General features: G+C 72.1%; 22 protein-coding genes. 9 read left to right on the top strand and 13 right to left on the bottom strand.

All coding sequences use genetic code 11. The annotated features are described in order from the left end of the window. Positions 1–192 precede the first annotated feature (192 nt). Complete coding sequence (locus tag BZZ08_RS12470; RefSeq protein WP_104632251.1) at positions 193–570, bottom strand: STAS domain-containing protein; 378 nt, start codon at positions 568–570, stop codon at positions 193–195. Between the two features lie 251 nt (positions 571–821). Here BZZ08_RS12470 and BZZ08_RS12465 point away from each other — a divergent pair, with 251 nt between their 5' ends. After that, positions 822–1,736, top strand: coding sequence for an RNA polymerase sigma factor SigF (locus BZZ08_RS12465; RefSeq protein ID WP_104632295.1), 915 nt, complete (start codon positions 822–824; stop codon positions 1,734–1,736). Positions 1,737–1,811: 75 nt separating this feature from the next. On the opposite strand, the gene BZZ08_RS12460 is transcribed toward BZZ08_RS12465, so the two are convergent. From BZZ08_RS12460 to BZZ08_RS39495, 12 genes are all read right to left on the bottom strand, one after another. Then, positions 1,812–2,135: a hypothetical protein gene (locus BZZ08_RS12460; RefSeq protein ID WP_104632250.1), complete on the bottom strand. Its 324-nt coding sequence runs from the start codon at positions 2,133–2,135 to the stop codon at positions 1,812–1,814. A 30-nt stretch (positions 2,136–2,165) separates the two neighbouring features. Further along, positions 2,166–3,341 carry an imidazolonepropionase gene (hutI, locus tag BZZ08_RS12455; RefSeq protein ID WP_104632249.1) on the bottom strand — a complete coding sequence of 392 codons (1,176 nt, stop codon included), beginning with the start codon at positions 3,339–3,341 and terminating at the stop codon, positions 2,166–2,168. Positions 3,342–3,379: 38 nt separating this feature from the next. Then, a complete protein-coding gene (locus tag BZZ08_RS12450; protein WP_104632248.1) occupies positions 3,380–4,729 on the bottom strand; it encodes a formimidoylglutamate deiminase in 1,350 nt (449 codons plus the stop codon). After that, on the bottom strand, positions 4,726–5,943 hold the full coding sequence (locus BZZ08_RS12445) for an allantoate amidohydrolase (protein ID WP_104632247.1): 1,218 nt from the start codon (positions 5,941–5,943) through the stop codon (positions 4,726–4,728). Before BZZ08_RS12445 ends, BZZ08_RS12450 begins: the two co-directional genes overlap by 4 nt. Continuing rightward, entirely contained in the window at positions 5,940–7,640 is a 1,701-nt protein-coding gene (gene hutU / locus BZZ08_RS12440) for a urocanate hydratase (protein ID WP_104632246.1), read from the bottom strand. The genes BZZ08_RS12445 and hutU overlap by 4 nt, the downstream gene beginning before the upstream one ends. A 505-nt stretch (positions 7,641–8,145) precedes the next feature. Beyond that, positions 8,146–8,733: a hypothetical protein gene (locus BZZ08_RS12435; protein WP_104632245.1), complete on the bottom strand. Its 588-nt coding sequence runs from the start codon at positions 8,731–8,733 to the stop codon at positions 8,146–8,148. Between the two features lie 134 nt (positions 8,734–8,867). Continuing rightward, positions 8,868–9,746 (bottom strand): MurR/RpiR family transcriptional regulator, encoded by an 879-nt coding sequence (locus BZZ08_RS12430; protein WP_104632244.1) that lies wholly within the window; start codon positions 9,744–9,746, stop codon positions 8,868–8,870. Between the two features lie 173 nt (positions 9,747–9,919). Then, positions 9,920–11,113, bottom strand: coding sequence for a cytochrome P450 (locus BZZ08_RS12425; RefSeq protein WP_104632243.1), 1,194 nt, complete (start codon positions 11,111–11,113; stop codon positions 9,920–9,922). Then, on the bottom strand, positions 11,110–12,039 hold the full coding sequence (locus tag BZZ08_RS12420; RefSeq protein ID WP_104632242.1) for a hypothetical protein: 930 nt from the start codon (positions 12,037–12,039) through the stop codon (positions 11,110–11,112). The genes BZZ08_RS12425 and BZZ08_RS12420 overlap by 4 nt, the downstream gene beginning before the upstream one ends. Then, positions 12,036–12,710 (bottom strand): phosphatase PAP2 family protein, encoded by a 675-nt coding sequence (locus BZZ08_RS12415; protein WP_104632241.1) that lies wholly within the window; start codon positions 12,708–12,710, stop codon positions 12,036–12,038. The genes BZZ08_RS12420 and BZZ08_RS12415 overlap by 4 nt, the downstream gene beginning before the upstream one ends. Next, the gene (locus tag BZZ08_RS12410; protein ID WP_157953335.1) at positions 12,707–13,603 is read right to left on the bottom strand and encodes a methyltransferase domain-containing protein; all 897 of its coding nucleotides are present in this window, start codon (positions 13,601–13,603) and stop codon (positions 12,707–12,709) included. The genes BZZ08_RS12415 and BZZ08_RS12410 overlap by 4 nt, the downstream gene beginning before the upstream one ends. A 13-nt stretch (positions 13,604–13,616) precedes the next feature. Further along, on the bottom strand, positions 13,617–14,726 hold the full coding sequence (locus BZZ08_RS39495; protein WP_241965450.1) for a transmembrane-type terpene cyclase: 1,110 nt from the start codon (positions 14,724–14,726) through the stop codon (positions 13,617–13,619). A 743-nt stretch (positions 14,727–15,469) separates the two neighbouring features. Between BZZ08_RS39495 and BZZ08_RS12400 the strand changes: the two genes are divergently transcribed. From BZZ08_RS12400 to BZZ08_RS12365, 8 genes are all read left to right on the top strand, one after another. Beyond that, entirely contained in the window at positions 15,470–16,381 is a 912-nt protein-coding gene (locus tag BZZ08_RS12400; RefSeq protein WP_104632239.1) for a TauD/TfdA family dioxygenase, read from the top strand. A 121-nt stretch (positions 16,382–16,502) separates the two neighbouring features. Continuing rightward, a complete protein-coding gene (locus tag BZZ08_RS12395; protein WP_241965449.1) occupies positions 16,503–17,387 on the top strand; it encodes a polyprenyl synthetase family protein in 885 nt (294 codons plus the stop codon). Then, complete coding sequence (locus BZZ08_RS12390; protein WP_104632238.1) at positions 17,384–18,493, top strand: Rieske 2Fe-2S domain-containing protein; 1,110 nt, start codon at positions 17,384–17,386, stop codon at positions 18,491–18,493. Before BZZ08_RS12395 ends, BZZ08_RS12390 begins: the two co-directional genes overlap by 4 nt. Then, a complete protein-coding gene (locus BZZ08_RS12385; protein WP_104632237.1) occupies positions 18,490–19,491 on the top strand; it encodes a Rieske 2Fe-2S domain-containing protein in 1,002 nt (333 codons plus the stop codon). The genes BZZ08_RS12390 and BZZ08_RS12385 overlap by 4 nt, the downstream gene beginning before the upstream one ends. Positions 19,492–19,537: 46 nt before the next feature. Further along, a complete protein-coding gene (locus tag BZZ08_RS12380) occupies positions 19,538–20,620 on the top strand; it encodes a Rieske 2Fe-2S domain-containing protein (RefSeq protein WP_104632236.1) in 1,083 nt (360 codons plus the stop codon). Further along, a complete protein-coding gene (locus tag BZZ08_RS12375) occupies positions 20,613–22,991 on the top strand; it encodes a PEP/pyruvate-binding domain-containing protein (RefSeq protein ID WP_104632235.1) in 2,379 nt (792 codons plus the stop codon). Before BZZ08_RS12380 ends, BZZ08_RS12375 begins: the two co-directional genes overlap by 8 nt. Further along, positions 22,988–23,956: a lysylphosphatidylglycerol synthase transmembrane domain-containing protein gene (locus BZZ08_RS12370; RefSeq protein WP_104632234.1), complete on the top strand. Its 969-nt coding sequence runs from the start codon at positions 22,988–22,990 to the stop codon at positions 23,954–23,956. The genes BZZ08_RS12375 and BZZ08_RS12370 overlap by 4 nt, the downstream gene beginning before the upstream one ends. Further along, entirely contained in the window at positions 23,953–24,411 is a 459-nt protein-coding gene (locus BZZ08_RS12365; RefSeq protein ID WP_104632233.1) for a protein-tyrosine phosphatase family protein, read from the top strand. Before BZZ08_RS12370 ends, BZZ08_RS12365 begins: the two co-directional genes overlap by 4 nt. Positions 24,412–24,488 lie beyond the last annotated feature (77 nt).

Genomic DNA, 24,488 nt, shown 5'->3' with positions numbered 1-24,488 from the left:
GCTTCACCTCACCGATTCACCAGTTCACGTTTCAAAGTCTTAGACAGCAAAGTCGTACACAGCCGGTTCAGGGTCTCTCCTGCCCGACGGGACCGTACGAACACCCCTGTATTGCGCACGAAACCCGGTGCGGCTCGAAAACACCCGCCCCGGGATGCGCACACGCCCCTCCGTCGGCCGGACAAGGACGGCTCAGTCGGACGCGTCGGCCAGAGCGGCCTCAAGCGTGTCGTGGAGGGTGAAGACAGCTTCGGCCCCCGTGATCTCGAACACGCGGGCCACCACCGGCTGCATGGCCACCAGATGCACTCCGCCTCCCGCGGCCTCCGCCTTCAGCCGGGCACCGAGCAGGACGTTGAGCCCCGTGGAGTCGCAGAACTCCAGCCGTGAGCAGTCCACGACGAGCCGGTTGAATCCCTTGGCGAGACACTCCTCCAGCGGCTCGCGCAACAGATCGGCGGTGTGGTGATCCAGCTCACCCGCCGGTGTCACGACGGCACTGGGGCCCTCTTCCCGTACCTCGACCAGAAGCCGGCCCGACTGGGCACTGCCGACCGTCCCGCGGTCCATGCCGTTTCTCTCTCCCGAGGTCGTGACTGCTGCTGACGCCGTCGAACACTACGCCAACCCACTGCACTCCGACACCCGAACAACCGCACACAAACGGACATACTCACACATAACACACTTGCGGTCGGCTCGGTAAACCCGGTAGGGCTAGTAGGACACGTAAACCGACACGGCCGGCTTTGGAGGCGCCGCACACCGCAGTGCACGTATTTGGCTTCGGCAGCCGCATGCCGAGAACGATGGAGGACATCATGTCACCCCGGCTCGACGGATCGCGTACCCACCAAGCGACGTCGACACTCCCTCCGGAACATCTGGATCCCATCGAGCACCACGACGCCGTCGTCGACCACGACGGCGCACTCGCCGGGCTTCCGGACATCCCCGCCTACGACGAGGTCGCTCCGGCGGACGCCAGGGCCCTGTCCAAGACCCTTTTCGAGCGGCTGGAGTCGCTGGAGGAAGGCACCCACGAGCACGCGTACGTACGCAACACGCTCGTCGAGCTGAACCTCGCGCTGGTCAAGTTCGCCGCCTCCCGCTTCCGCTCGCGCAGCGAGCCGATGGAGGACATCATCCAGGTCGGCACCATCGGCCTGATCAAGGCGATCGACCGCTTCGAGCTGTCGCGCGGTGTGGAGTTCCCCACGTTCGCGATGCCGACCATCATCGGCGAGATCAAGCGCTTCTTCCGCGACACCTCGTGGTCCGTGCGCGTCCCGCGGCGCCTCCAGGAGCTGCGGCTCGACCTGGCGAAGGCCGGCGACGAGCTGGCCCAGCGCCTGGACCGCGCCCCCACGGTGACCGAGCTGGCCGAGCACCTCGGCCTGTCCAAGGACGAGGTCGTCGAGGGCATGGCGGCGTCCAACGCCTACACCGCCTCCTCGCTGGACGCCCAGCCCGAGGAGGACGACGCGGAGGGCGCGCTCGCCGACCGCATCGGCTACGAGGACCACGGGCTCGAGGGCATCGAGTACGTCGAGTCACTGAAGCCGCTGATCGCCGAACTGCCCTCGCGGGACCGGAAGATCCTCTCGCTCCGTTTCGTCGCCGGCATGACCCAGTCGGAGATCGGCGAGGAGCTGGGCATCTCCCAGATGCACGTCTCACGTCTGCTGTCGCGGACCCTCGTACGGCTGCGCAAGGGGCTCACGGTCGAGGAGTAGTCCGCACCGCGTGACGCTTGCCCTCCAGGGGGGTGGTCCGAAGCCGGGCCGCCCCCCTTCGGGCTGCCCGGCCCGTCACGGGGAGGCGGCGATCAGCGCCGCCGTCGGCAGCAGCGGGGTCAGCCCGCACAGGAGCCAGAAGGTGCGCGGCGCGAGGGAGGTGCGGCGTCGCAACGGCGCGTTGACCAGCCACCAGATCATCGCGAAGAGCGCCACCACGGGGACGACGATCACCAGCCAGAGCGCCATGCCGTCGTTCTCCGTCGGCTCGCGCACGGTCCAGCCCAGCTCCGCCAGCGGCCAGTTGACCAGCAGGTACCACACGAGCCAGAACGGCACGACGCCTGGAATCCCGAGCAGCACGTTCACCAGGAACGGCGTCCACCAGTACTTGGCCATCCGTCCCCCGCTCCCCGGCTCACCCGCCGGTCACACCCTACGCACGCCCCGCCGCCACACGCCCGCGACCAGCGGCACGCCCGGCCGGTAGGCCAGGTGCACGTGACTCGGGGCGTCGAGCAGCGTCAGGTCGGCGTACGCACCCGGGGTGAGGCGGCCGACGTCGTCGCGGCGCAGGGCGGCGGCACCGCCCGCGGTGGCCGACCAGACCGCCTCGTCCGGCGTCATCCCCATGTCCCGTACGGCGAGCGCGATACAGAAGGGCACGGAGGACGTGAAGGACGAGCCGGGGTTGCAGTCGGTGGAGAGCGCGACCGTGGCACCGGCGTCGATGAGGCGCCGGGCGTCCGGCCACCGGGCGCGGGTGGAGAACTCGGCGCCGGGCAGCAGGGTCGCGACCGTACGGCTGCCCGCGAGGGCGTCCACGTCGGCGTCGGTGAGGTGGGTGCAGTGGTCGGCGCTGGCGGCGTCGAGTTCGACGGCGAGCTGGACGCCGGGGCCGTAGGAGAGCTGGTTGGCGTGGATGCGGGGGTGCAGGCCCTTCGCCTTGCCCGCCGTCAGGATCGCCCGTGCCTGGTCGCCGTCGAAGGCGCCCTGCTCGCAGAACACGTCGATCCAGCGGGCGTGCGGGGCGCAGGCGTCGAGCATCTCGCCGGTGACCAGGTCGACGTAGGCGGCGGGGTCGTCGGCGAGTTCGGGGGCGACGATGTGGGCGCCGAGGAAGGTGACCTCGTCGGTGTGGCGGGCGGCGACGCGCAGGGCGCGGGACTCGTCGGCGGTGGTCAGGCCGTAGCCGGACTTGGTCTCGAAGGTGGTGGTGCCCTGGCGCAGGGCCTCCGCGAGGTAGCGGGTGAGCCCGGCCTCCAGTTCCGCGTCGCTCGCGGCGCGGGTGGCGGCGACGGTGGTGCGGATGCCGCCCGCGCTGTAGGCACGGCCGGACATGCGGGCGTTGAACTCCTCGGTGCGGTCGCCCGCGAAGAGGAGGTGGGAGTGGGAGTCCACGAAGCCGGGCAGGACCGCCCGGCCAGCGGCGTCGACCCGATTGTCAGTGGCGGGTGCTTTGCTTGATTCACCGGTCCACACGACGCGGTCACCCTCGATGACGAGGGCCGCGTCCCGGACCAGACCGAGCGGGGAGTGGTCGCCGAGGGAGGGGTCGTTGGTGACGAGTGCGGCGATGTTGGTGATGACGGTGCTGCTGCTCATGGTGTCCGTGACGTCCTCGTGGGGGCGGGGTCGGGTGGTCAGGCGCGCAGGGCTTCGACGGCCCGCGCCAGGGCCTGCGGCACATCCGGTACGAGGGCGTGCGCCCCGTCGCGTACGACGTGCCGCCCGCCCACGACCGTGTGCCGTACGTCCGCTGCCGTCGCGGCGAATACGGCCGTCTCGGCGCCGAGCCTGGGCAGCGGCCCCGCGGTCCTGACCGAGTCCAGCGCGATCGTCGTGAGGTCGGCGCGGGTTCCGGCCTCGATGCGGCCGGTGTCGTCCCAGCCGAGGGCGGCGTGGCCGTCGGCGGTGGCGGCACGCAGCAGTGCGGCGGCGGTCCAGTGGCCGCGGGCGCGGGTGCGCAGGCGCTCGTTCAGCTCCATGGCGCGTGCTTCCTCCAGCAGGTCGATGACGGCGTGGCTGTCGGAGCCGAGGGAGAGCGGCGAGCCCGCCCGCTGGAGGGCGGGGGCGGGTCCGATGCCGTCGGCGAGGTCCCGTTCCGTGGTGGGGCACATGCAGGTGCCGGTGCGGCTGCCGCCGAGCAGGGCGATGTCCTCGTCGGTGAGGTGGGTGTTGTGGACGCCGGTGGTGCGGGCGCCCAGCACACCGTGGTCGGCGAGGAGCCGGGTGGGCGTGCAGCCGTGGGCCTGTCGGCAGGCGTCGTTCTCGGCGGTCTGCTCGGACAGGTGCACATGCAGCGGGGCCCGCCGCGCCTGCGCCCACTGGGCCACGGTCGCCAACTGGTCCGCGGGCACGGCCCGTACGGAGTGGATCGCGGCCCCGATCCGTGCGTGATCCCGTTCCTTGAGAACTGAACAGCGTTCGGCCCAGGCCTGGGCCGTGCCGTCGGAGAAGCGGAGCTGGTGGGTGTTCGGGGGCTCGCCGAAGCCGGAGGACAGGTAGCAGGTGTCGAGGAGGGTGATGCGGACACCGGCTTCGGCGGCGGCCTCGATCAGGGCGTCGCCCATCGCGTTGGGGTCGGCGTAGGGGGTGCCTCCGGGCGCGTGGTGGACGTAGTGGAACTCGCCGACGGTGGTGATGCCGGCCAGTGCCATCTCGGCGTACACGGCGCGGGCGAGGGCGTGGTAGGTGTCCGGGGTCAGCCGGTCGGCGACGGAGTACATCACCTCGCGCCAGGTCCAGAAGGTGCCGGAGCCGACCTGCACGGTGCCGCGCAGAGCCCGGTGGAAGGCGTGCGAGTGGGCGTTGGCCAGTCCCGGCAGGGTCAGTCCGCGCAGGATCTCGGCGCCGGGCGGCGGGGTGGCGACGCCCTGGTGGACGGCGGTGATGCGGCCGTCTGCCACCTCCACGGCGACGTCCGGCTCGACGTGGGTGCCGAGCCAGGCGTGCTCCAGCCAGTACGTGCGGGTCCGCTCGGAGGTGGTCACGTGCAGGCCAGCCCTTCCAGTACGTCGGCGAGTGCGTTCACCCCGGCCACGCAGTCGTCCTCGGCGGCGTACTCGGCCGGGGAGTGCGAGACGCCGGTGGGGTTGCGTACGAACAGCATGGCGGTCGGGACGCGGTCGGAGAGGATTCCGGCGTCGTGTCCGGCGCCGGTGCCGAGGACGGGGACCCTCAGTTCCGTCTCGGTGCCCAGGATGCGGGCGAGTTCGTCGCGCAGGGCGTGGTCGAAGTCGACGACGGGCGTGAAGGACTCGCGGACGACGTCGAGGTCCACGCCGTGGGCGGCGGCGTACTCGCGGGCGGCCTTCTCGATGCCGGTGACCACGGTGTCCAGGCTCGCCTGGTCGGCGGCGCGGGAGTCGAGCCAGCCGCGCACCAGGGAGGGGATGGCGTTGACGCCGTTGGGTTCGACGCCGACCTTGCCGAAGGTGGCGACGGCGCCGGCGAGTTCGGCCTCGCGGCGGGCGGCGAGGACGGTCTCGGCGTACGGCAGCATCGGGTCGTGCCGGTCGGCGAGGCGGGTGGTGCCGGCGTGGTTGGCCTCGCCGCGGAAGTCGAACCGCCAGCGTCCGTGCGGCCAGATGGCGGAGGCGATGCCGATCCGGTCGCCGGACAGGTCGAGGGCGCGGCCCTGTTCGACATGGAGTTCGACGAAGGCACCGATGCGGGCGAGCCGTTCGGGGTCGGGTCCGAGGGTGTCCGGGTCGAACCCGGCGGACTCCATGGCCCGCGGGAGAGTGATGCCGTCGCCGTCGGTGAGGCGGTGGGCCTGCTCGACGGTGAGCGCGCCGGAGGTGAGCCGGGAGCCGACGCAGGCGAGGCCGAAGCGGGCGCCCTCCTCGTCACCGAAGTTGACGATGCCCAGCGGCCTGGTGAACCGCGCTCCCCGCCCGCGCAGTTCGTCCAGGGCGGCGAAGGCGGAGACGACGCCGAGGGGGCCGTCGAAGGCGCCGCCGTCGGGCACGGAGTCCAGGTGGGACCCGGTGACGACGGCGTTCCCGGCGGCCGGGTCGCCGAGCCAGGCCCACTGGTTGCCGTTGCGGTCGGTCTCGTGGGTGAGCCCGCGTGCCTCGGCCTGCTCCTGGAACCAGGCCCGGCAGTCGGCGTCGGCGCCGGTCCAGGCGTAGCGGCGGTAGCCGCCGGAGGCGGAGCTGCGGCCGACCGGCAGCAGCTCCGCCCACATGCTGTGGAAGTTCACGCGCCGTCACCCTCGGCCGTTGCGCCACCCGCGGCGGCCTCATCGCCCTCGCGCATCGGCACCCGCACGTCGCGCTCGGCCGCCACCGACTCGGCGATGTCGTACCCGGCGTCGACGTGCCGGATGACGCCCATGCCGGGGTCGTTGGTGAGCACCCGGCGGATCTTCTCCCCGGCGAGCGGGGTGCCGTCGGCGACGGTGACCTGCCCGGCGTGGATGGAACGGCCCATGCCGACGCCGCCGCCGTGGTGGAGGGAGACCCAGGAGGCGCCGGAGGCCACGTTGACCATGGCGTTGAGCAGCGGCCAGTCCGCGATGGCGTCGGAGCCGTCGAGCATGGCCTCGGTCTCGCGGTACGGGGAGGCGACGGAACCGCAGTCGAGGTGGTCGCGGCCGATGACGATCGGGGCGGCCAGCTCGCCGCTCGCGACCATGTCGTTGAACCGCTCACCGGCCTTGTCGCGCTCGCCGTAGCCGAGCCAGCAGATGCGGGCGGGCAGGCCCTGGAAGTGGACCCGCTCCCCCGCCATCTTGATCCAGCGGGCCAGGGACTCGTTCTCCGGGAAGAGGTCGAGGATCGCCTTGTCGGTCTTGGCGATGTCGGCGGGGTCGCCGGACAGGGCGGCCCACCGGAAGGGGCCCTTGCCCTCGCAGAACAGGGGGCGGATGTACGCCGGTACGAAGCCGGGGAAGGCGAAGGCCCGGTCGTACCCGGCGAGCTGGGCCTCGCCGCGGATGGAGTTGCCGTAGTCGAAGACCTCGGCACCGGCGTCCTGGAAGCCGACCATGGCCTCGACGTGCCGGGCCATGGACTCGCGGGCCCGGGTGGTGAAGCCGGCCGGGTCCTTTTCGGCGGCGTCGGCCATGTCCTCGAAGGCGATGCCGGTGGGCAGGTAGGCCAGCGGGTCGTGGGCCGAGGTCTGGTCGGTGACGATGTCGATCGGGGCGCCCATGGCGAGGAGCTGCGGGACCAGCTCGGCGGCGTTGCCGAGGACGCCGATGGACAGCGGCTTGCGCCGGTCCCGGGCCTCGGTGGCCAGCTGGAGGGCGTGGTCGAGGGAGTCGGCCTTCACGTCGAGGTAGCGGTGCTCGATGCGGCGGTCGATGGCACGCGGGTCGCAGTCGACGCAGATCACGACGCCGTCGTTCATGGTGACGGCCAGCGGCTGGGCGCCACCCATGCCGCCGAGGCCGGCGGTGAGGGTGATGGTTCCGGCCAGCGTGCCGCCGAACTTCTTGGCGGCGACGGCGGCGAAGGTCTCGTAGGTGCCCTGGAGGATGCCCTGGGTGCCGATGTAGATCCAGGAGCCGGCCGTCATCTGCCCGTACATGGTCAGGCCGAGGGCCTCCAGGCGGCGGAACTCCTCCCAGTTGGCCCAGTCGCCGACCAGGTTGGAGTTGGCGATGAGGACCCGCGGGGCCCACTCGTGGGTCTGCATGACGCCGACCGGGCGGCCGGACTGGACGAGCATCGTCTCGTCCTGCTTGAGGGTGCGCAGCGTCCGCACCATCGCGTCGAAGGAGCGCCAGTCGCGGGCCGCCTTCCCCGTGCCGCCGTAGACGACGAGCTTGTCGGGGTGCTCGGCGACCTCCGGGTCGAGGTTGTTCTGCAGCATCCGCAGGGCGGCCTCCTGCTGCCAGCCCAGGGCGCTCGGCTCGGTACCGCGTGGCGCTCGGACAGGACGAGGTCCGGACATGGTCTGCCTCCTGGTGGCTTGCTCCCGGCGGATTGTTGCTACGGATATTCATATCCTCGCCTCCTGAATAGAGCTAGTCAACAGGGCCGTGCCCCGCGCGGTGCGGGCGCGAGTGCGGGAAAGGGCGTCAGGGCAGGCGGCAGCGTCGTGGAGGCGCACGTGAGTGACGGCGCGGCGGCCGTCGGGCAGGGCTGCTCGGGCGGGGACATCGATCCCGGGTGCCGGCGCCCGGGGACGCCCGCGCTGCACGCCTCCGCGGCACGGGCGTCTTTGCGGCACGGGCGTCTCCTCCGGTTCCCGCGTCGGCGCGGGCAACCCTCAGGGGCCGGAGCGCCGCGGCGCCCTGCTGAAGTCCCGGCCCGCCGCTACCGGGCGAGCGCCCCGCACCGCGCTCGCGCACGCGTCAGGACCGGCACCCGTGTCAGACGCGCACGCGTCAGGACCGGCACCCGCGTCACACGGGCACCGCCCCTAGACCCGCACCGCCCTCAGACCCGCACCGCCGTCAGACGGAAACCGCCGTCTTACGCCTCGCTCCACCCGGTGCCGCGTCGCCCGCCGCGATGCCCGTGCTGCGGTAGGCCTTGACCCTCTTGCCCGCGGGGCGGCCGGCGTTGTCGGCGAGCCAGTCCACGCGGACCCACAGCAGGGCGTCCCCGGCCTCTTCCCGGCGGCCGATCCAGGCGGACTTGAGCCACAGCCCGGCGCCGCAGCCGGCCAGCAGCAGCCCGCCCGCGGCGGGCACGGCGAAGGCGCTGCCGAGGGCGGCGAGGAAGGCGAGGAGCAGCCACCAGCGGTGGCCCCGGCGCCAGTTGCGAACGGTGACCCGGCGGTCCTGGAGCACGTCGTGCTTGCCCGCGCGGGCGGCCGAACCGGCCAGGGCGGTGTAGCGCCGCCGGCGCACCCACGTCACGACGGCCGTGGCGACGATGAAGAGGGCGGCGCCCGCCAGCACCCCGATCCGGCGTCCGGTGAGCCCCGGTACCAGCACGCCGATACCCGCAGCGAAAACGCCCAGCCACCACAGTGGTGCGGCGCCCGCCCGTACGACGACGGCGACCCGAGCCAGCCCCACCTGTCCTCCGCGCGCCACGTCCTGCCTCCTGTCTCGTTCCTGCCTGTGCGATGCGTCTGAAAGGTGTGTCAGGCGCCGCACTGTAACGGGGCAAGCTGAGACGAACCTGAGAACCCGTCCGCCGTCCGGGTCACCTCCGGGGCACTCCCGGGTCAGTCCACGAACAGCCCCCGCGCCGCGGCCTTGGCGTCGAACTCCTCCAGCCGGGCCTGCGCGTCCGGCAGGTCGTCGCACATCGCCTCCAGCAGCACCCGGCCGAGCAGCATCGGCGCGCAGGCGGTGTCGAAGGCGAGGCCGGTGCCGACGGCGGCGGGCAGCAGCAGGTCGGACACCTTGGCGACCGGAGCGAAGGCGGAGTCGGCGACGGTCACCACCGTGAGCCCGGCCTCCTTGGCGTGGGCGAGCGCCTCGACGACCTCGCGCGGGTGCCGGGGCAGGGCGAAGCAGAGCAGCGTGCGCGCCCCGGCCCGGACGGCGGCGTCGATGCGGTCGTGGAGCATGGTGCCGCCCTCGCCGAGGAGCCGGACGTCCGGGTGGACCTTGGCGGCGAAGTAGGCGAAGCCGTGTGCCTGGGCGGCGGCGGCCCGCAGGCCGAGCACCGGCAGCGGCCGGCTCCCGGCGAGCAGCCGGCCCGCCTCCCGCACCGGCGCCGGGTCGGCCAGTACCTCCGCGAGGTGCCGCAGGTTCTCGATCTCGGCGGCCACGGCCTGCTGGTACTCGTTGACGGCGCCGGTGTCCGCGACCGGTTCCGCGGGGGCGACCTCGCGCAGATGGCGGCGGAGCGCCGGGTAGCCGTCGAAGCCGAGGGCGACGGCGAAGCGGGTCACCGACGGCTGGCTGACCCCGGCCACTTCGGCCAGTTCGACGCTCGACAGGAAAGGCACCTCGGACGCGCGGCGCACCATGCTGTGCGCGATGCGCCGCTGGGTCGGCGTCAGCCGGTGCCCCTCGAACAGGGCCTGGAGCCGTGCGGCCGGGCTGTCGGCCCCGTCCGTCCCACCACGCGCACCGGCCCCACTGGTCCCGCTCATGGCCTGCTCCCCCTAGATCTATTCACGTCGCCCGGTCACTGCATACCGTTATACAGCGAGGCGCCGGAGGGCACGAGGCCGAGGGACGGCCGAGAGCGCCCGCTCCGGTACCGCCGGCGCCGTTCCCCCGGCCCTCGCCTCCTCGACTCCTCGACTCAGGCGGTACCGCCAGGTCAGAAACGGACCGCGAGACGTGCGGGGCCCCGCAGGCTCAGCAGTCCGTTCCAGCGGACCTCCTCGGCCTGTTCCAGGCCCGGGAAGCGGCGGACCAGCTCGCCGATGGCGATCCGGGCCTGGATCCGGGCGAGCACGCCGCCGATGCAGTAGTGGGCGCCACCGCCGAAGGAGACGTGACGACGGGCGTTCTCGCGGTCCAGTCGCAGCCGGTCGGCGTCCGGGCCCCAGAACTCCTCGTCGCGGTTGGCCCCGGCCAGGCTCGCGAGGACCACCGAACCGGCCGGGATCTCGTGGTCGCCCAGCAGTTGGGCGTCGAGCGTGACGCGCCTGGCGAGGTGGACGGGCGGCTCGTAGCGGAGCAGTTCCTCGACGGCGTTGCGATCGAGGCCGGGTGCGGCGCGCAGCAGGCCGAGCTGATCGGGATGGCGCAGCAGCGCGAGGGTCCCGCCCGAGATCAGGTTGACGGTCGTCTCGTAGCCGGCGACGTAGATCATGGCGACCTGGGCGACCAGTTCGTCGTGGCTGAGCCGGTCGCCGTCGTCCTCCGCGTCGATGAGGGCGGTGAGCAGGTCGTCGGCGCGTTCCCGCCGCTTGCGGGAGATCGCGTCGGAGACCAGGTCCACCATCTCGGCGTCGGCTGCCTCGACATCCGCCCCGGCGCCGGCCCCGGGCTCTCCCAGTCGGATCAGCAGACTGGTCAACTCGCGCAGGCGCACGGTGTCGACCGGTGGCATGCCGAGGATCCGGGTGATCACGGCGAACGGGAGGGGGAAGGCGAGGGTTTCCACGAGATCCCCTCCCCCGGCCGAGTCCAGGCCGTCCAGCGCCTTGTCGACCAGGCCGCGCACCACCGGCTCGATGCCGCTCATCGCGCGGGGGGTGAACGCCTGGGAGACGAGCCTGCGCAGCCTGGTGTGGTGCGGGGGGTCCTGGTCGATCAGCGCGAGCCCCTTGAGGCGCGGTGACCGGCGGGAGTCGCCGGCGCCCCGCGCGTTGCGTTTGTCGACGGAGTGGTCCGCGCGCAGCAACGCCTCCACGTCCTTGTACCGGGAGACCACCCAGAATCCCCCCGGGTGCGCATGCACCGGTGCGTGCCGGCGTATCTCGGCGTAGTGGGGGTGCGGGTCCTCCATGAATCCGTCGGAGAGCGGATTGAACATGACCGGTGTCCGACGCGTCGCGCCGCTCATGAGGTGCGTCCTGTCTCGATGTGGGGCGGTAAGGGGACGGGCGTCGGCGAGGCCGGCGTCCTGCCGCGCCGGTACGCCGCGGCGGCGAGCGCGCCCACGGTCAGCGCACCGCCCACGGCGACGCCCTTGCGCAGGCCGGTGCCGAAGGAGGAAGCAGGCGCGGGGGCAGGGCGGTGGCCGGCGGTCCGGGGGTACGGCTTCACGGCTTCCGCGTAGCGGCGCCGGCAGACGTCGGCGATCCGTGCCCGCCGATCGGGCGGCAGCGCCGACAGGCGCTCCAGGAACATGGCCTCGTAGCGGTCGACCTCGCGTCGAAGCTCCGTGGCGGCCGCGTCCCCGAAGAGTTCCACGAAGGCGGCGTAGACGTTCAGGGTGCCCGCGGCGACGTCCTGCTCGTAGTGCCGCAGGTCGTTGGCGATGTCGGCGAGCACCTCCACCGGCCAGAGCAGGTCCCGGGTCGCCGGATCCATCGGACGCCCGCGCAGGGCGAAGGTCATGGCGCGCAGCAGGCGCACGTCGGTGGGCCGTAGTTCGACCATGGCGAGAACGTCCTCCCGGGCGACGGTGCCGCGCGACGTGGTGCCGTTCTCCAGCCGGATGAACCGCTCCGCCTCGTCGACGAGGAAGGCCACATCGTCGTTCCACGCCCTCAGTAGCCGCAGCACCTTCTCGAAGGCCCTCTTGTAGGTGTGGAACGCCTCGTAGTCGCTGCCCCGCACGGCATCGAGGTCCACCGCCGCGTTCCGTTCGGCCAGCGAGTCGACGCGATAGACCAGGTACTCGACGCCGAGCAGCACGGGCGTCAGCCGCAGGCGCTGTCGGCGCGGCACCTCGTCCACTACGTAGTACATCCGCAGGACGTAGTCCCGCACGATGCCCGCGGCCTTCCCCAGGGGAGTCGCCGCCAGGACGGCCGGAGTGTTCATCTGGCTTCCTTTCCGCAGGAGTTCGGATCTCGGGCGTCGAGGCGCCAGGCGACCGCACAGCCGACCGTCAGTCCCAGCAGGCAGCCGCCCGCGACGTCGACGGCGTGGTGGGCCTCGGCCAGGACGCGGGAGACGCCGACGGCCGACACGAGGAGCGCGCCCGCACCCAGGGACAGCCACCACCGCCACGTGCCCCCGCGCACCATCACCAGCACCACCACCAGGACGAGGGTCGCGGAGGCCATGTGGCCGGACGGGAAGCTGAACCCGGCGTCCTGGGGCCCGCCGTCGGCCGGGACCGGGGCGGGCCGCCCCACCAGGGGTTCGAGCAGCATCTCGGCGGCGAACTGCACGCTCAGTCCGGCCAGCACCCAGAGGGCGGCGCCGAGACGCCGACGCCACAGCAGCAGGCCGAGGACCGCGAGCACACCCGCGGCGAGCAGGGCCGAGCCCGCCAGGTCCGCCCACCCGCCGGCGCCCGCCCAGGGTCCGTCCGGCGCCCCGAGCGAACGGTCGGCCCATGCGCGGGCGTCGGCGTCGAACGTCCTGACGGCATCGCTCCGGGCCGTCACCTGCACGGCCAGCACCAGGAGCGCCACCGCCGAGACCGCCGATGCGACGAGGTGCCGGGAGGCGGCCACCGCCCCGGCCGAAGCCTCGGCCCCGGTCACGGGGCGGGCTCGGCGGGGGTGCCCGCGGCCGAGTCGGCGTCACCGGGCTTCCTGGCCGTGACCACCTTGTAGCGCCAGACGCCGGCGTCGAACATCCGGATCTGCGCCGCGGACGCGATCAGGTTGTCGGCCGGTACCGGAGCCAGCACTCCGATCCGCCGGAAGGCCGGGGCGGTGGGGCCGAGCAGCCGCACCAGCCATCCCAGCCGCCGCAGCGACGGGGCGACGTGGTGGGAGATGTCGAGGATTCGTATCTCCTCGAAGCCCTGCTTGCGCAACAGCCGCTCGTACTCGGCCTCCGAGAGCAGACCGGGCATCGCCCACCCCTGGCACCAGGTCCGCAGCTCGTCCTCCTCGGCCGGGGTGAGCGCGGGCTCCTCGCGGACCAGGTACTCGGCGATCATCAGTCGGCCGCCGGGAGCCAGCACCCGGTGGGCCTCGCGGACGAAGGCCTCCTTGTCGTCGACGTGAACGACGCTCTCCAGCGCCCATACGACGGTGTGCGAGCCCGCGGGGAGCCCGGTGTCGGTGAAGTCGGCCTCCACGAACTCCACGTTGTCCTCGACGCCCGCCCGACGGGCAGCCTCCCGGGCGGCCGTGACCTGGAAGGGAGTGATGTTCACGCCGGTCGCCCGGCAGCCGAACCGTTCGGCGATGCGGATCACGCACCCGCCGATCCCGCAGCCGGCGTCCATGATGCGGTCCTCGGGGGTGATCCCGACGACGGACGTTAGATAGCCGGTCATACGCCGCAGCGCGGTGACGTGGTTCCGGATCCCCTGGTCGTAGAAGCCGAAGTGCAGGGCCCCGGCCTTCTCGCTGCGCCACAGGTGGCGGTAGTCCCAGCGTGTTCCCTCGAAGTAGTCGACGACCTGTTGACGGCTCGCGTTCACGGGCATTCCCTTCCTAGAACCGGCGCCAGGGCGACATGCCGGCGGCTCGAAGACGGCGGTGGAGGAGGACGCAGTAGGCGGCGTCGAGCAGGAACGTCCACCCGTACATCACGTTGATCAGCGGGGTCAGCGGGTACGAGCGGTTGCCCAGCGCCTTGCGCCCGAAGTCGGACCAGCTCGTCGGCCAGGTCCGCTGCGGCGAGGTGGTGACGGTGAGTGCCGTGGCGATCCAGGCGCACAGCGTGCCCAGCCACTTGCCGAGGGCGATGTACATCGACTGGCCGGCGGGCGACCCGCGGTCCTCCAGCATCTTGATGTACAGGATCGACATCATCAGGTTGATCCCGAATCCGGTGTACTCCCCGTCGGGATCGGCCAGGTCGATGAAGGCGTGGTAGTTGACCGACAGGGCGACGGCCACGAACAGGCCGAACAGGGGGCGGAAGTAGCGCCCGAGCGCGCTGTCCGGGAACTGCGCCGCGCCGTACTTCCACACCTGCCAGGCGATCACGGCGTCGACCAGGAACCCGAAGATGCTCGCGGTGTGGAAGTAGTCGCCCAGCGGGTCGAGGAGGAAGCCGTAGGCGAACTCCCAGGTCAGGTTGGCGAAGAGAGCGGCGAGCGGCACGCCGTAGGTCTGGTCGGCGAAGCCCCGGTAGATGATCGCCACGTAGGCGACCAGCCAACCGACCACGCACAGCATGCCGAACAGGACGACGGCGCTCGACACTCCGTCGGCCGTGGCCTCCTCCTCGTGCCGTTCGGGCGCCGGTTCCGGATAGTCGCCCCAGGCGGGGGCGCAGTGGAGTGCCACCGCCCGCTGGAGCCGTTCCCGGTCCGCGGCGCCGACGGACTGCAGCCGTTTCTCCAACTGGGCTCTGAAGTCGTCCACTTCCTCGCGCAGCCGGTCCGCGGCCGCGGCACCGTGGGTGTCGATGAAGGCCGCGTAGATGTTGGTGCGCTTGATCGTCTCGGGACCGGTCGCGTACCGCGTCACGTCCCACGCGACATAGGCCAGCGTCTCGGCGGGCCGGAGCGCCTCGCGGAGCGCCTCGGCACCGGGGCGGTCCCACGACCGGCCGAGGTCGCGGACCACGCGCAGCTCGCCGGGGGCCAGTTCCATGAGGCGCCGCAACTGCCTCGGTTCCGCGATCCCCCGGCGGACCGCGAATTCGGTTTCGGCCAGTTCCGCGATGTCCTGATGCAGGCGCGCGCCATCGGGAATGCGGGCACAGAGACGTGCGAGAACTCTTTCGATACAGGCGTCCCTGAGACCTGAAAGTTGGCCGAAAATCCGCCCTCCCACAGGTTCCGGAGCAAGGGCCGCGAGACGTCCGCGTTTCATCGCGGATGCCAGGTAGCGCACTGTCAAGCGTGCGGGAGTGACCTGAAGTTGCCATTTCAGGGAGGACCCCAGGGCGGGGCGATGGATGCCTTCACCGACGGCCGTCTCGGTACCGCGGCGCAACGGCGGGGCGACTTGGGCGACGGCCGAGGTCAACAGGCGTTTGACCCGCCCAGAAGCCGACAACCTCAGGGTTCTGATGCTGCTCAATCCAGCCTCCTAGAGCCGAAACCGCATGATCCATATGACCTGCGGGCGCACAACCACCGTGACGGAAGGGGAAATTCCGGGTTGCGGCCATCCGAACGGGTGGTCAATATGGTGTACCATATCGACTTCTACAGCTCAGGCTCAGCTGCAAGACCTGCCGCAAATGGTTGTCGTCCAGACCACGGGGGTATGCATTGGACGCCGTTTTAGAGCATTCACTGTCCGCCGCAGAAGCAGATGAATTACACGCGGCAGCCCGTGCCGCGCTGATCACCCAAGGATCGCCTTCGATTCCCTCCTTCTATAAGGGAGTGGAAGAGCACGCCCGTCGAATACCGGCGTCGCTGCGTGCCGTTCTGCGGGAACTCCGGGAATCCCCCACGCTGTGCGCGCTGCGCATCTCGGGCGTCCGGGTGGACCCGGACCGGTGCGGGCCCACCCCGCTCACCTGGCAGGAGGGCCTGGACGACACCCGCCAGGCCCCGGAGGAGGCGCAACTGGCGCTGGTGGCCTCCCGGCTGGGCGGGATCTTCGCGTGGCCCACCATCCAGCGCGGACGGATGGTGCAGAACCTGGTCCCCGTCGAGAGCGACCGCCGGGAGCAGAGCGGTCACGGCTCGGTCGCCCTGGAGTGGCACACGGAAGACGGCTTCCACCAGGACCGGTGCCGCTACCTGGCACTGCTCGGCATCCGGAACCCCGACCGCGTGCCCACCACGATCGGCAGCGTCCACGACGTGCGGCTGAGCGAACGCCACCGGTCCGTGCTGCGCGAGAAGCGCTTCCTGATCCGCCCGGACCTGGAACATCTGCGCCAGCTGGCCGACTACGCTCCCGGCAGCGAGATCCTGCGGCGCGCCCACGCGATGAACGAGGACCCGGAGCCGGTCGCCCTCTTCTTCGGCACTCCGGGCTCCCCGTGCCTGCGGATCGACGCGCCCTACACCACCGCGTTGCCCGGCGACGACGAGGCCGCCGAAGCCCTGACCGTGGTCGTCGACGAGCTGAGCCGCGCCCAACGGGACGTGGTGGTCGGCGAGGGAGACGTGCTCATCGTCGACAACTACCGCGCCGTGCACGGCCGTCGTGCCTTCCAGCCGCGATACGACGGCACGGACCGCTGGCTGAAGCGGCTGAGCGTGGCCGGCGACAGCACGGTGACCGGCCCGCCCGACCACCGGTCGCTGTCCCGCAGCGCACCTGGCCGGCCGTCATTTCTCTGAGCACGAGGTCCTGGCGACCGGCCGCACCACGTCCGTACACAGTCAGTCGATGACTCGTTCTGCGAATACACGGGGGAAGTGAACGCTCATGTCATTGCCCGTAGGAAACACCCAGGCGGACGTGGACTATCCCGTCCCGATGGAGAATTTCCGCCGCCAGGTGAACGAACGACTGCGTTCCTCGGTGGACTCGGTGGGGCCGCCCAGGCTGCGTGAGGCGATGGCCTATTCCTTATTGGCCGACGGAAAGCGCATCCGGCCCACCCTGTGCCTGTTGGCCTTCGAGATGTTCGACACCGATGTGGCCACTGCCCTGCCCACGGCCTGTGCCCTGGAAATGCTGCACACGGCATCACTCATCCATGACGACCTGCCGTCCATGGACGATGACGACTTCCGCCGCGGCAGCCCCTCCAATCACCGGGTGTTCGGTGAGGGAATGGCGCTGCTGGCAGGAGACGCACTTCTCGCGTACGCGCTGGAGTTCATTCTCCACAACGCCGAAACCCTGCACCCGGAGAAACTTCTGGGCGTCATGGCCAAACTGATCGAGGTGGTCGGCCCCTCCGGGCTTTCCGGCGGCCAGGCGCTCGACCTCCATTGCCAGGGACTCGACCAGGTCGACCCGTGGACCGTGGAGGAGATGCACGTCAAGAAGACCGGGGCGCTCATCGAGGCCTCGGTGGTCACCGGGGCGATACTCGGAGGCGCGTCACAGGAAGACATAGCGCGTCTGACGACGTATGCGAGAGACCTCGGGCTCGCCTATCAGATCGTGGACGACATACTCGACGAGACGTCGACCTTCGACGAGTTCGGCAAGGAGGTCGGCCAGGACCGGGCCGCGGGGAAATGGACGTACCCCCGGCTGATGGGCGTGGAGAAGGCGCGGCAGCGGGTACGCGAACTGATCGCGCACGCCGTGGCGGAACTCGACGGTTTCGGCGAGCGCGCGTCCATGCTCCGGTGGGCCGCTCAGGTCGTCCACGACCGGGCCGCCGCATGATCGGCGCCGACGGCTCCGGGGAGGAGCTGGAGACCACTCCCGTCTCGGCCCTCCCGCCGAACCCCGCGGGGGCGAACATCGCCGCTTCCTGGTACGCGGCGATCAGAGGTTCGCGGCTGGGCAAGGGACCGCACCGGATGCGGCTGTTCGGACGCGAGGTGGTGCTGTGGCGTGACGGATGGGGAACGGCACGGTGCGTCACCGCGCACTGCCCCCACCAGGGCGCCAACCTGGGTCTGGGTGACGTCGTCGACGGGCAACTGCGCTGCCCCTTCCACCACTGGCGGTTCGACGGGAACGGCACCTGCTCCGCCATCCCGGGCGTCTCGCGCATCCCCACGACCGCCCGGACGCGGTCCTACCCCACCCGCGAGGCGCACGGATTCGTCTGGGTCTGGTACGGAACCGCCGAGCCCCTCTTCGAACTGCCGGAGTTTCCCGCCCTGTCCGACAGGCCCCGCCGCTACCTCGGCTTCCACTACGACGACGCGACCACCGGGACGGTCCGGCAGCTACTGGAGAACGCGGTCGACCACCAGCACTTCAGCGCGCTGCACGGACTCGACCTGGAGGAGGTGGATTTCCGCGTCCTGACCGCTCAGTCCGAGGCGGCGGACAACGGCCCGCCGCTGTCGCGGGACGACGCCTGGTTCGGTGTCCGGTTCTCCGGACGGCCATGGCGGCCGCCGCTGCGCCGCGCCCCGTTCGCCTGGCTGACCGCCGTCGTCTCCACGTTCGCGATGGGCCGCCGCATGCAGTTGCTGGTCGACGGCTGGCCCGGTGGGCAGCGCTTCACGGCGTACGTGGACGGCACCGAGATCTACAAAGTGATCATGGGGATCGTCCCCGAGGGGGACCGGGCCACCCGGCAGGTCGGATGGGCCGGCGTGCGCCGCACGGGACACTGGCACCGCACCCTCTTCCACTACGTCCTGTTCTGGGTCCAGAACCGGGCGGGGACCTTCCAGGACGTGCCGGTCTACGACTCGACCCGCAACGCCCAGCCCACGGTCTACGTGCGCTACGACAACGGGCTCCTCCGGTTCCGTCGCTACTACCAGTCGTGGGTCGACCGCGCGGCGGACGACGGAAAGGCCGGCACATGAGTCCCGCGCCGGTGCGGGGCCGGCCGCCCCGCGATCTCGAAGCCCCCCGCGACCTGGCGCGGGGATGGTACGTGGCCGAGCGCTCCACCCGGGTGGGACGGCGGCCCCGGCCCGCGGTCGTGGCCGGGACGGAAGTGGTGGTCTGGCGCACGGGCGACGGCGCCGCCGTGGTCATGGACCGTTTCTGCCCCCACCAGGGGGCCGCACTGGAGCTGGGCCGGGTGGTGGACGGGGAACTGCGGTGCGCGTTCCACCACTGGCGGTTCGACGGGGAGGGGACCTGCGTGGCCGCCCCGTCCACCCGGCGCGTGCCGCGCGGCGCCACGGCCCGGGTCCACCCCTCCTGGGAGGGGCTCGGCTACGTCTGGACCTGGAGGGGCTCGGCAGTGCCCGAGTACCCGCCGCCGGACTTCCCGCACCTCGGCCCGGCGTCGCCGGCCCACCGGCGCTACCGCTTCGCCTTCGACACCAACGCCACGCCCCGCCGGGTCCTGGAGAACGGCTTCGACCTGCCCCACTTCCCGGTGGTCCACGGCATCGCGGGAGATCTGCGGCTCACCTGGGACGCCGAGGAGAACAAGCACACGATGGGGGCGCGCATCACCACGGACTCGATCGCCCTGCCCGCCCCCCTGGACAGGCGCCCCGGAGGTCTGGGACGGCTCTGCCTGCACCTGCGCTCGACGCCCTCGTACCAGGTGCTGACCTTCGAGCTCGACGACCGGCCGGTCGCACACGAGTTGCTGGCCGTGACGCCGGTGGCGCGGGACAGGACCACGATGCACGGCTGGACCGTCGTGCCCCGGGCCGGCGGTCTGCTGGGCTCCGCCCCGGTCTTCTGGGCCTACCGGCTCCAGCACTGGTGGGGAACCCGGGCGGACCTGCGGATCTACCGGGACGCCGAGGAGACCGACGGCTCGATCAACACCCCGGACGACGAGGGCGTGCTGCGGTTCCGCCAGTTCCATCGCCGCTGGACCGGGCGGGGGCCGCGATGAGGGACACGACGCGGGACCGGCGGCGGATCGACGAGGGGAAGAGCGGATGAGGCGGAAGACGTCGGAACGCCTGGCCGCGTCGGCCCGGCCGGTCACCAACCTCGCCTCAGGCTGGTACGTCGCGCTCCCCTCGGCCGAGCTGAGGACCGGGCCTCGCCGGGCCACCCTGTTCGGCACCGCCCACGTCGCCTGGCGCGGCGAGGACGGCCAGGCTCATGTGCAGGGTGCGGTCTGCCCGCACGCGGGCGCCGCCCTGTTCGGCGGCCGGGTGGTCGACGGCACCCTGGAATGCCCCTTCCACCGATGGCGGTTCGACGGGTCCGGGGCGTGCGTCTCGGTGCCGGGGAGGCGCCCGCCGGCCCGGGCCGCCGTCACCGCACTGCCCACGCGCGAGTGCTCCGGCTACGTGTGGGTGTGGTACGGGGCCGGCCCACCCCGCTACGAACCGCCGGACCTGCCGGGACTCGATGCCCGCCGGTTCCCGGGTATCCGCGGCTTCCGCCTGGCCGACCCGACCAGGGCCACCACCCGGCGGATCCTGGAGAACACCTACGATCCCGACCACCTGGTGGCCCTGCACGGGCTGACGGTGGCCGGAGAGGCCCGGATCACCTTCCCCGCCGCCGGCGGGAAGGCGCTGAGCGGCGCCGCGCCGGGTACGGCGGACGGCGGCGCGACGGCGGCCGGCGGCGGCCCGGAGGACCGCTGCGACGCGACCCTGACCTGGCCCTCGTACCGGGGACCGCTGGGCACGGTGTCCAACGCGTTCGGACTCAACGCCGACGAGTTCACCCTGCGGCTGCGCGGCTGGGCGAGCTGCCAGGAGATCGAGTACTTCGCCGACGGCCGGCGCCTGTACCGGATGGTCCTCGCCGTCACCCCGATCGGGGAGCACCACAGCGTCCAGCACATCAACGCGGCCGTGGACGCCGACGGTGCGGGGATCGTCGGGTGGCTGCGCTCGCTGGTCCACCGCGCCGAGGTGCAGGTGGCCGCACGCCAGGACCTCCCGGTCTTCGACACCCTGCTGCCGGGGGACCGGCACGGCATCTACGTGCCCGGGGACGAGGCGGTCCGGCGGTTCAGGCGGTTCTACCAACAGTGGGTGGAGTTGGCGCAGCGTGGCTGAGGACGTCGTGGATCTGATCGAGGCCGCCGAGCTGCCCCTGGAGCAGGTCGGGGGCAAGGCCAGGGGACTGGGCCGGCTGGTGGCGGCGGGATTCCCGGTGCCCCCCGGATTCTGTCTCACGGTGGACGCGTTCGCCGCCTCCGCGGACGGGGCGGAGGAGGAGGACGCCGGGAGATCGGGGCTGCTGCCCGACGCGGTCGCCCGGGCGCGAGCCCGCTGGGAGACCCTGCACGCCCCGCACGGCGTCGCCGTGCGGTCGTCGGCCACCAGCGAGGACGGCACGACGAGCAGCGCCGCCGGCCAGTACGAGAGCGTGCTCGGGGTCCGCACCTTCGAGGAACTGCTGGCCGCCGTCGGCCGCTGCCGGCGCTCCCGGCACTCCGCCGGCGCCGAGGCCTACCGCGGCCGGATCGGTGTGGACGACGAGGCCCCGGCGATGGCCGTCGTGGTGCAGGCGATGGTGGCGCCGACCTGGGCCGGAGTGGTGTTCACGGCCGAGGGACCGGTGGCACGGGCCGATCACCTGGTTCTCGTGGAGGCGGTCGAGGGACTCGGCACCCGGCTCGTCGACGGGCTCGTGGAGCCGAGCCGGGCGGCGTTCTCCCGTCGCGAGCCGCACGCGCCCGCGTTCAGCAACTCGTTCGGGGAACGGATGGGCGAGTCGGCGGGGCGTTCGGGTCCCCTCCGCGCACTGGTGCGGACCGCGCTGGCGGTGGAGGAGGCACTGGGCGGGCCGCAGGACATCGAATGGGCCCTGGACGACGACGGACTGCATGTGCTGCAGGCCCGTCCGATCACCGCCGCCGTCCCGCATCCGACGCGCTTCGGCGACTGGGTGAGCGAGCTTCCCGGGGCACGGTGGGCCCGGATGAGCATCTGCGACTCGTGGTTGTCCGATCCGCTCTCCCCGCTCTTCGCGAGCACCCTCTTCCCGACGCTGATCGACCGGTGGGCGACCAACTGGGGTGGTCCCACCGCGCTGCGCAGGCGAAGCCCGCTGATCCCGGAGCCGATGCACGGAACCGTCAACGGCTTCGCCTACCTGCGGTTCGACTTCCCCCTGTCCCGGCATCCGCTGCGCACCCTGCGGCTCACCGCCCGGTGGCTGGGCTTCCACCTCTCGCGCGTCGAGCGACGCTGGCGCGGCGAAGTGCTGCCCGCGCTCCGGGACGGCCTGGAGCGGGCGCGGGACACGCCGCTCGCCGACCTTGCGCCGGTCGAGGTGTTGCGGCGGATCCGGACCGTGGAGGAGCTGAGCGCCCGTTACTGGGCGGTGATCGGTGGCCTCGCCTGGCACTGGAACACCTCCGAGTGGCTACTGGACGCGGTCCTGGCACGCGGCGGCCGCCGCACCGCGGGACTGACGGCGGGCTCCCTGCTCGTGGGCGGGGAACGACTCGCCCACCAGGCCGATCGGGCCCTGGAGCGGATCGCGGCGGCCGATCCGGCGGCGGAGGAGGAACTGCTCCGCGAGTACCTGGAGCGGTTCGGTCACCTGGTGTACAGCCTCGACCCGGCCGAGGCCACCGCGATCGACGACCCCTCGATGCTCCGCTCGGTGGTCGCCGGCCGCCGCGACGGCGGGGAGCCGGGCACCCGGGCGCCGTTACCCGGGTCCGGTGGCGACGGCGATCCGGTCCGCCGGCTCGGACGCGGGCCACTGGGCCGGACACGGCTGCGGATCTACCGCTGGGCGCACCACTGGAGCGGCGTACGGGACGAGGCACTGCACCACTTCACGCTGGGCTGGCCGTTCATGCGGGCGGGATACCTCGAACTCGGCGGCCGGCTGGTGCGCGCCGGCCTGCTCGACGCCGACGACGACGTCTTCTACCTGACCGGAGAGGAACTGAGCGGCTGGGTGAGCACGGGCGCCGGCGACGCCCACTGGCGCGACCTGGTCAGCGAGCGCCGACTGCGGCGCCAGTGGCAGCGGCGGCTCAACCCGCCCGACGTGGTCCCCGCCGACGCCCGGATCATGCTCTTCGGGACGGACATCACCTCCCTGGCGCTCTTCGGGGTGGAGCGCCAGGAGGAGCGGGAGGACGGCCTGAGCGGATCCGCGGTGAGCCCGGGCAGCTACACCGGCCGGGCCCGGGTCGTCCACGAGATCGCGGAGGCGGACGCGCTGGAGCGGGGAGAGATCCTCGTCGTCCGTCAGGTGACGCCGGCCTGGGCACCGCTCCTGGCCCGCGTCGGAGCGGTGGTGGCCGACGTCGGGGGCGCGCTGTCGCACGGCTCGGTGGTGGCACGCGAGTACGGCATTCCGGCGGTGATGGGCGTGAGGACCGCGACGTCGCGGATCGTCACGGGGAACATGCTGACCGTCGACGGCGACTCCGGCACCGTCCGGCTGCTGGGGGAAGCGTGACCTCGGCCGCACCGACGCCCAAGAACCGCGGCACGCGCGACCGGGTGGTCCGGGGCCTGCTGTTCGCCGCGGTGGCCGTCAGCCTGGTCTTCACCCTGCGGGGCATGGATCCCGACCACCTGTGGACGGCGCTGGCCGCGGCCGACCCTCGCTGGCTGGCCGTGGCCGTACTGGCCAACGTGGTCTCCCAGGTGACCAGGGCACTCGGCTGGAACGCGATGTTCACCGAGTCCCGGATCCGGTTCCCCCTGCTGGTGCGGATCGAGTTCGCCGTCCAGGCCGCGGCGGCCGTCAGCCCGGAGGGGGTCGGTGAATTCGTCCGGGTCGGTTACCTCCTGCGCGAGGGGGTGACGCGGACGGTGACCGTCACGCTCATGCTGGTCCGCAAGTTCTTCTCCAGCCTCGGCCTGGTGCCGTTCCTGGTGGTCCTCTGGTGGCCGGGCAGTGGAGTACCCGGCTGGGCCGTGGCCGTCGCCTGGGCGTACCTGGCGGTGCTGACGGCGGAGTCCGTGCTGATCGTGCGGGTCGCGCGCACGCCTTCCGGCCCGGCACGGGAGGGCCGGCTGAGGCGGATCGTCTTCGACGCCCGCACCTCGCTCGGGCCGGTGCGCCACCCGCGGGTCTTCTGCGAGGTGGGCGCGGCCGGGGTCGCCACCCGGGGGCTCGACCTCGTGGCGGCGACGGCCGTCGCGAAAGCCCTGGGCCTGGAGCTGTCGGCGGCCGTGCTGGTGCTCGTCCTGCTGTCGATCGAGGTGTCCAACATCCTGCCGACGCTGCCGGGGCAGCTGGGCACCTTCGAGGCGGCGGTCCTGGGCGCGACGGCGGGCGTCCTCGGTCAGGCGGAAGGGTTGGCCTTCGCACTGGTCTTCCATGCCCAACAAGTGCTTCCGCAGATTCCTCTGGGGATGATGACAATGGCCGGCAATTCATTGCTACGCGACCGATCGGAACAGGATTCAGGATGACCGAGTTATGGAACGCTGACACCCCCAAGCTGGTTGAGCTGCCCTCGGGCCGCAGGCTCAGGGGACGCGGCCTCCGTTACGACCTGCCGGAGGGACAGACGCCGACGTTCACTGTGCACCTGACGGATCACGAGCCGCCCAGCCCGCCGTGGGAGTCGGTCTGGGTGCCCTGGCGGGACTTCTGGCTCCCCGCCGACCCGATGGACGCGATGCGCACGCTCCGCGACGCCTACGAGCGCGCGCCGGGCGAGCGCGTGGAGGTCTGCTGCGGTGGCGGCATCGGCCGGACCGGTACCGCGCTGTCGGCGCTCTGCGTCTTCGAGGGCATGGACCCCAAGGAGGCGGTCAAGTGGGTGCGGCGCAACTACCACCCCCGTGCCGTGGAGGTGCCCTGGCAACGGCGCTTCGTCCGCCAGGTCCACGCCGCGAGCACCGGGGGAACCGGGCGGGCGTGACCTCGCCCCGCCCTCCCGGACCCCTACGGGAGGACCCCCACCGGATACGGGGGCTGTCCCCAGTGCCGCCGCCTGCC

Origin of the sequence: Streptomyces sp. MH60, from assembly GCF_002939385.1 — a bacterium.
GTDB lineage: Bacteria > Actinomycetota > Actinomycetes > Streptomycetales > Streptomycetaceae > Streptomyces.
Note: the sequence above shows the minus strand (reverse complement) of the source record. Positions and strands in the feature narration are given on the sequence as shown.

What these genes read in the sequence shown, in the direction of transcription:
- BZZ08_RS12470 (WP_104632251.1), bottom strand. Translation starts at nt 570, where the DNA reads ATGGACCGCGGGACGGTCGGCAGTGCCCAGTCGGGCCGGCTTCTGGTC.
- BZZ08_RS12465 (WP_104632295.1), top strand. Translation starts at nt 822, where the DNA reads ATGTCACCCCGGCTCGACGGATCGCGTACCCACCAAGCGACGTCGACA.
- BZZ08_RS12460 (WP_104632250.1), bottom strand. Translation starts at nt 2,135, where the DNA reads ATGGCCAAGTACTGGTGGACGCCGTTCCTGGTGAACGTGCTGCTCGGG.
- hutI (WP_104632249.1), bottom strand. Translation starts at nt 3,341, where the DNA reads ATGAGCAGCAGCACCGTCATCACCAACATCGCCGCACTCGTCACCAAC.
- hutU (WP_104632246.1), bottom strand. Translation starts at nt 7,640, where the DNA reads ATGTCCGGACCTCGTCCTGTCCGAGCGCCACGCGGTACCGAGCCGAGC.
- BZZ08_RS12430 (WP_104632244.1), bottom strand. Translation starts at nt 9,746, where the DNA reads ATGAGCGGGACCAGTGGGGCCGGTGCGCGTGGTGGGACGGACGGGGCC.
- BZZ08_RS12425 (WP_104632243.1), bottom strand. Translation starts at nt 11,113, where the DNA reads ATGAGCGGCGCGACGCGTCGGACACCGGTCATGTTCAATCCGCTCTCC.
- BZZ08_RS12420 (WP_104632242.1), bottom strand. Translation starts at nt 12,039, where the DNA reads ATGAACACTCCGGCCGTCCTGGCGGCGACTCCCCTGGGGAAGGCCGCG.
- BZZ08_RS39495 (WP_241965450.1), bottom strand. Translation starts at nt 14,726, where the DNA reads ATGGAACTGGCCCCCGGCGAGCTGCGCGTGGTCCGCGACCTCGGCCGG.
- BZZ08_RS12390 (WP_104632238.1), top strand. Translation starts at nt 17,384, where the DNA reads ATGATCGGCGCCGACGGCTCCGGGGAGGAGCTGGAGACCACTCCCGTC.
- BZZ08_RS12385 (WP_104632237.1), top strand. Translation starts at nt 18,490, where the DNA reads ATGAGTCCCGCGCCGGTGCGGGGCCGGCCGCCCCGCGATCTCGAAGCC.
- BZZ08_RS12380 (WP_104632236.1), top strand. Translation starts at nt 19,538, where the DNA reads ATGAGGCGGAAGACGTCGGAACGCCTGGCCGCGTCGGCCCGGCCGGTC.
- BZZ08_RS12365 (WP_104632233.1), top strand. Translation starts at nt 23,953, where the DNA reads ATGACCGAGTTATGGAACGCTGACACCCCCAAGCTGGTTGAGCTGCCC.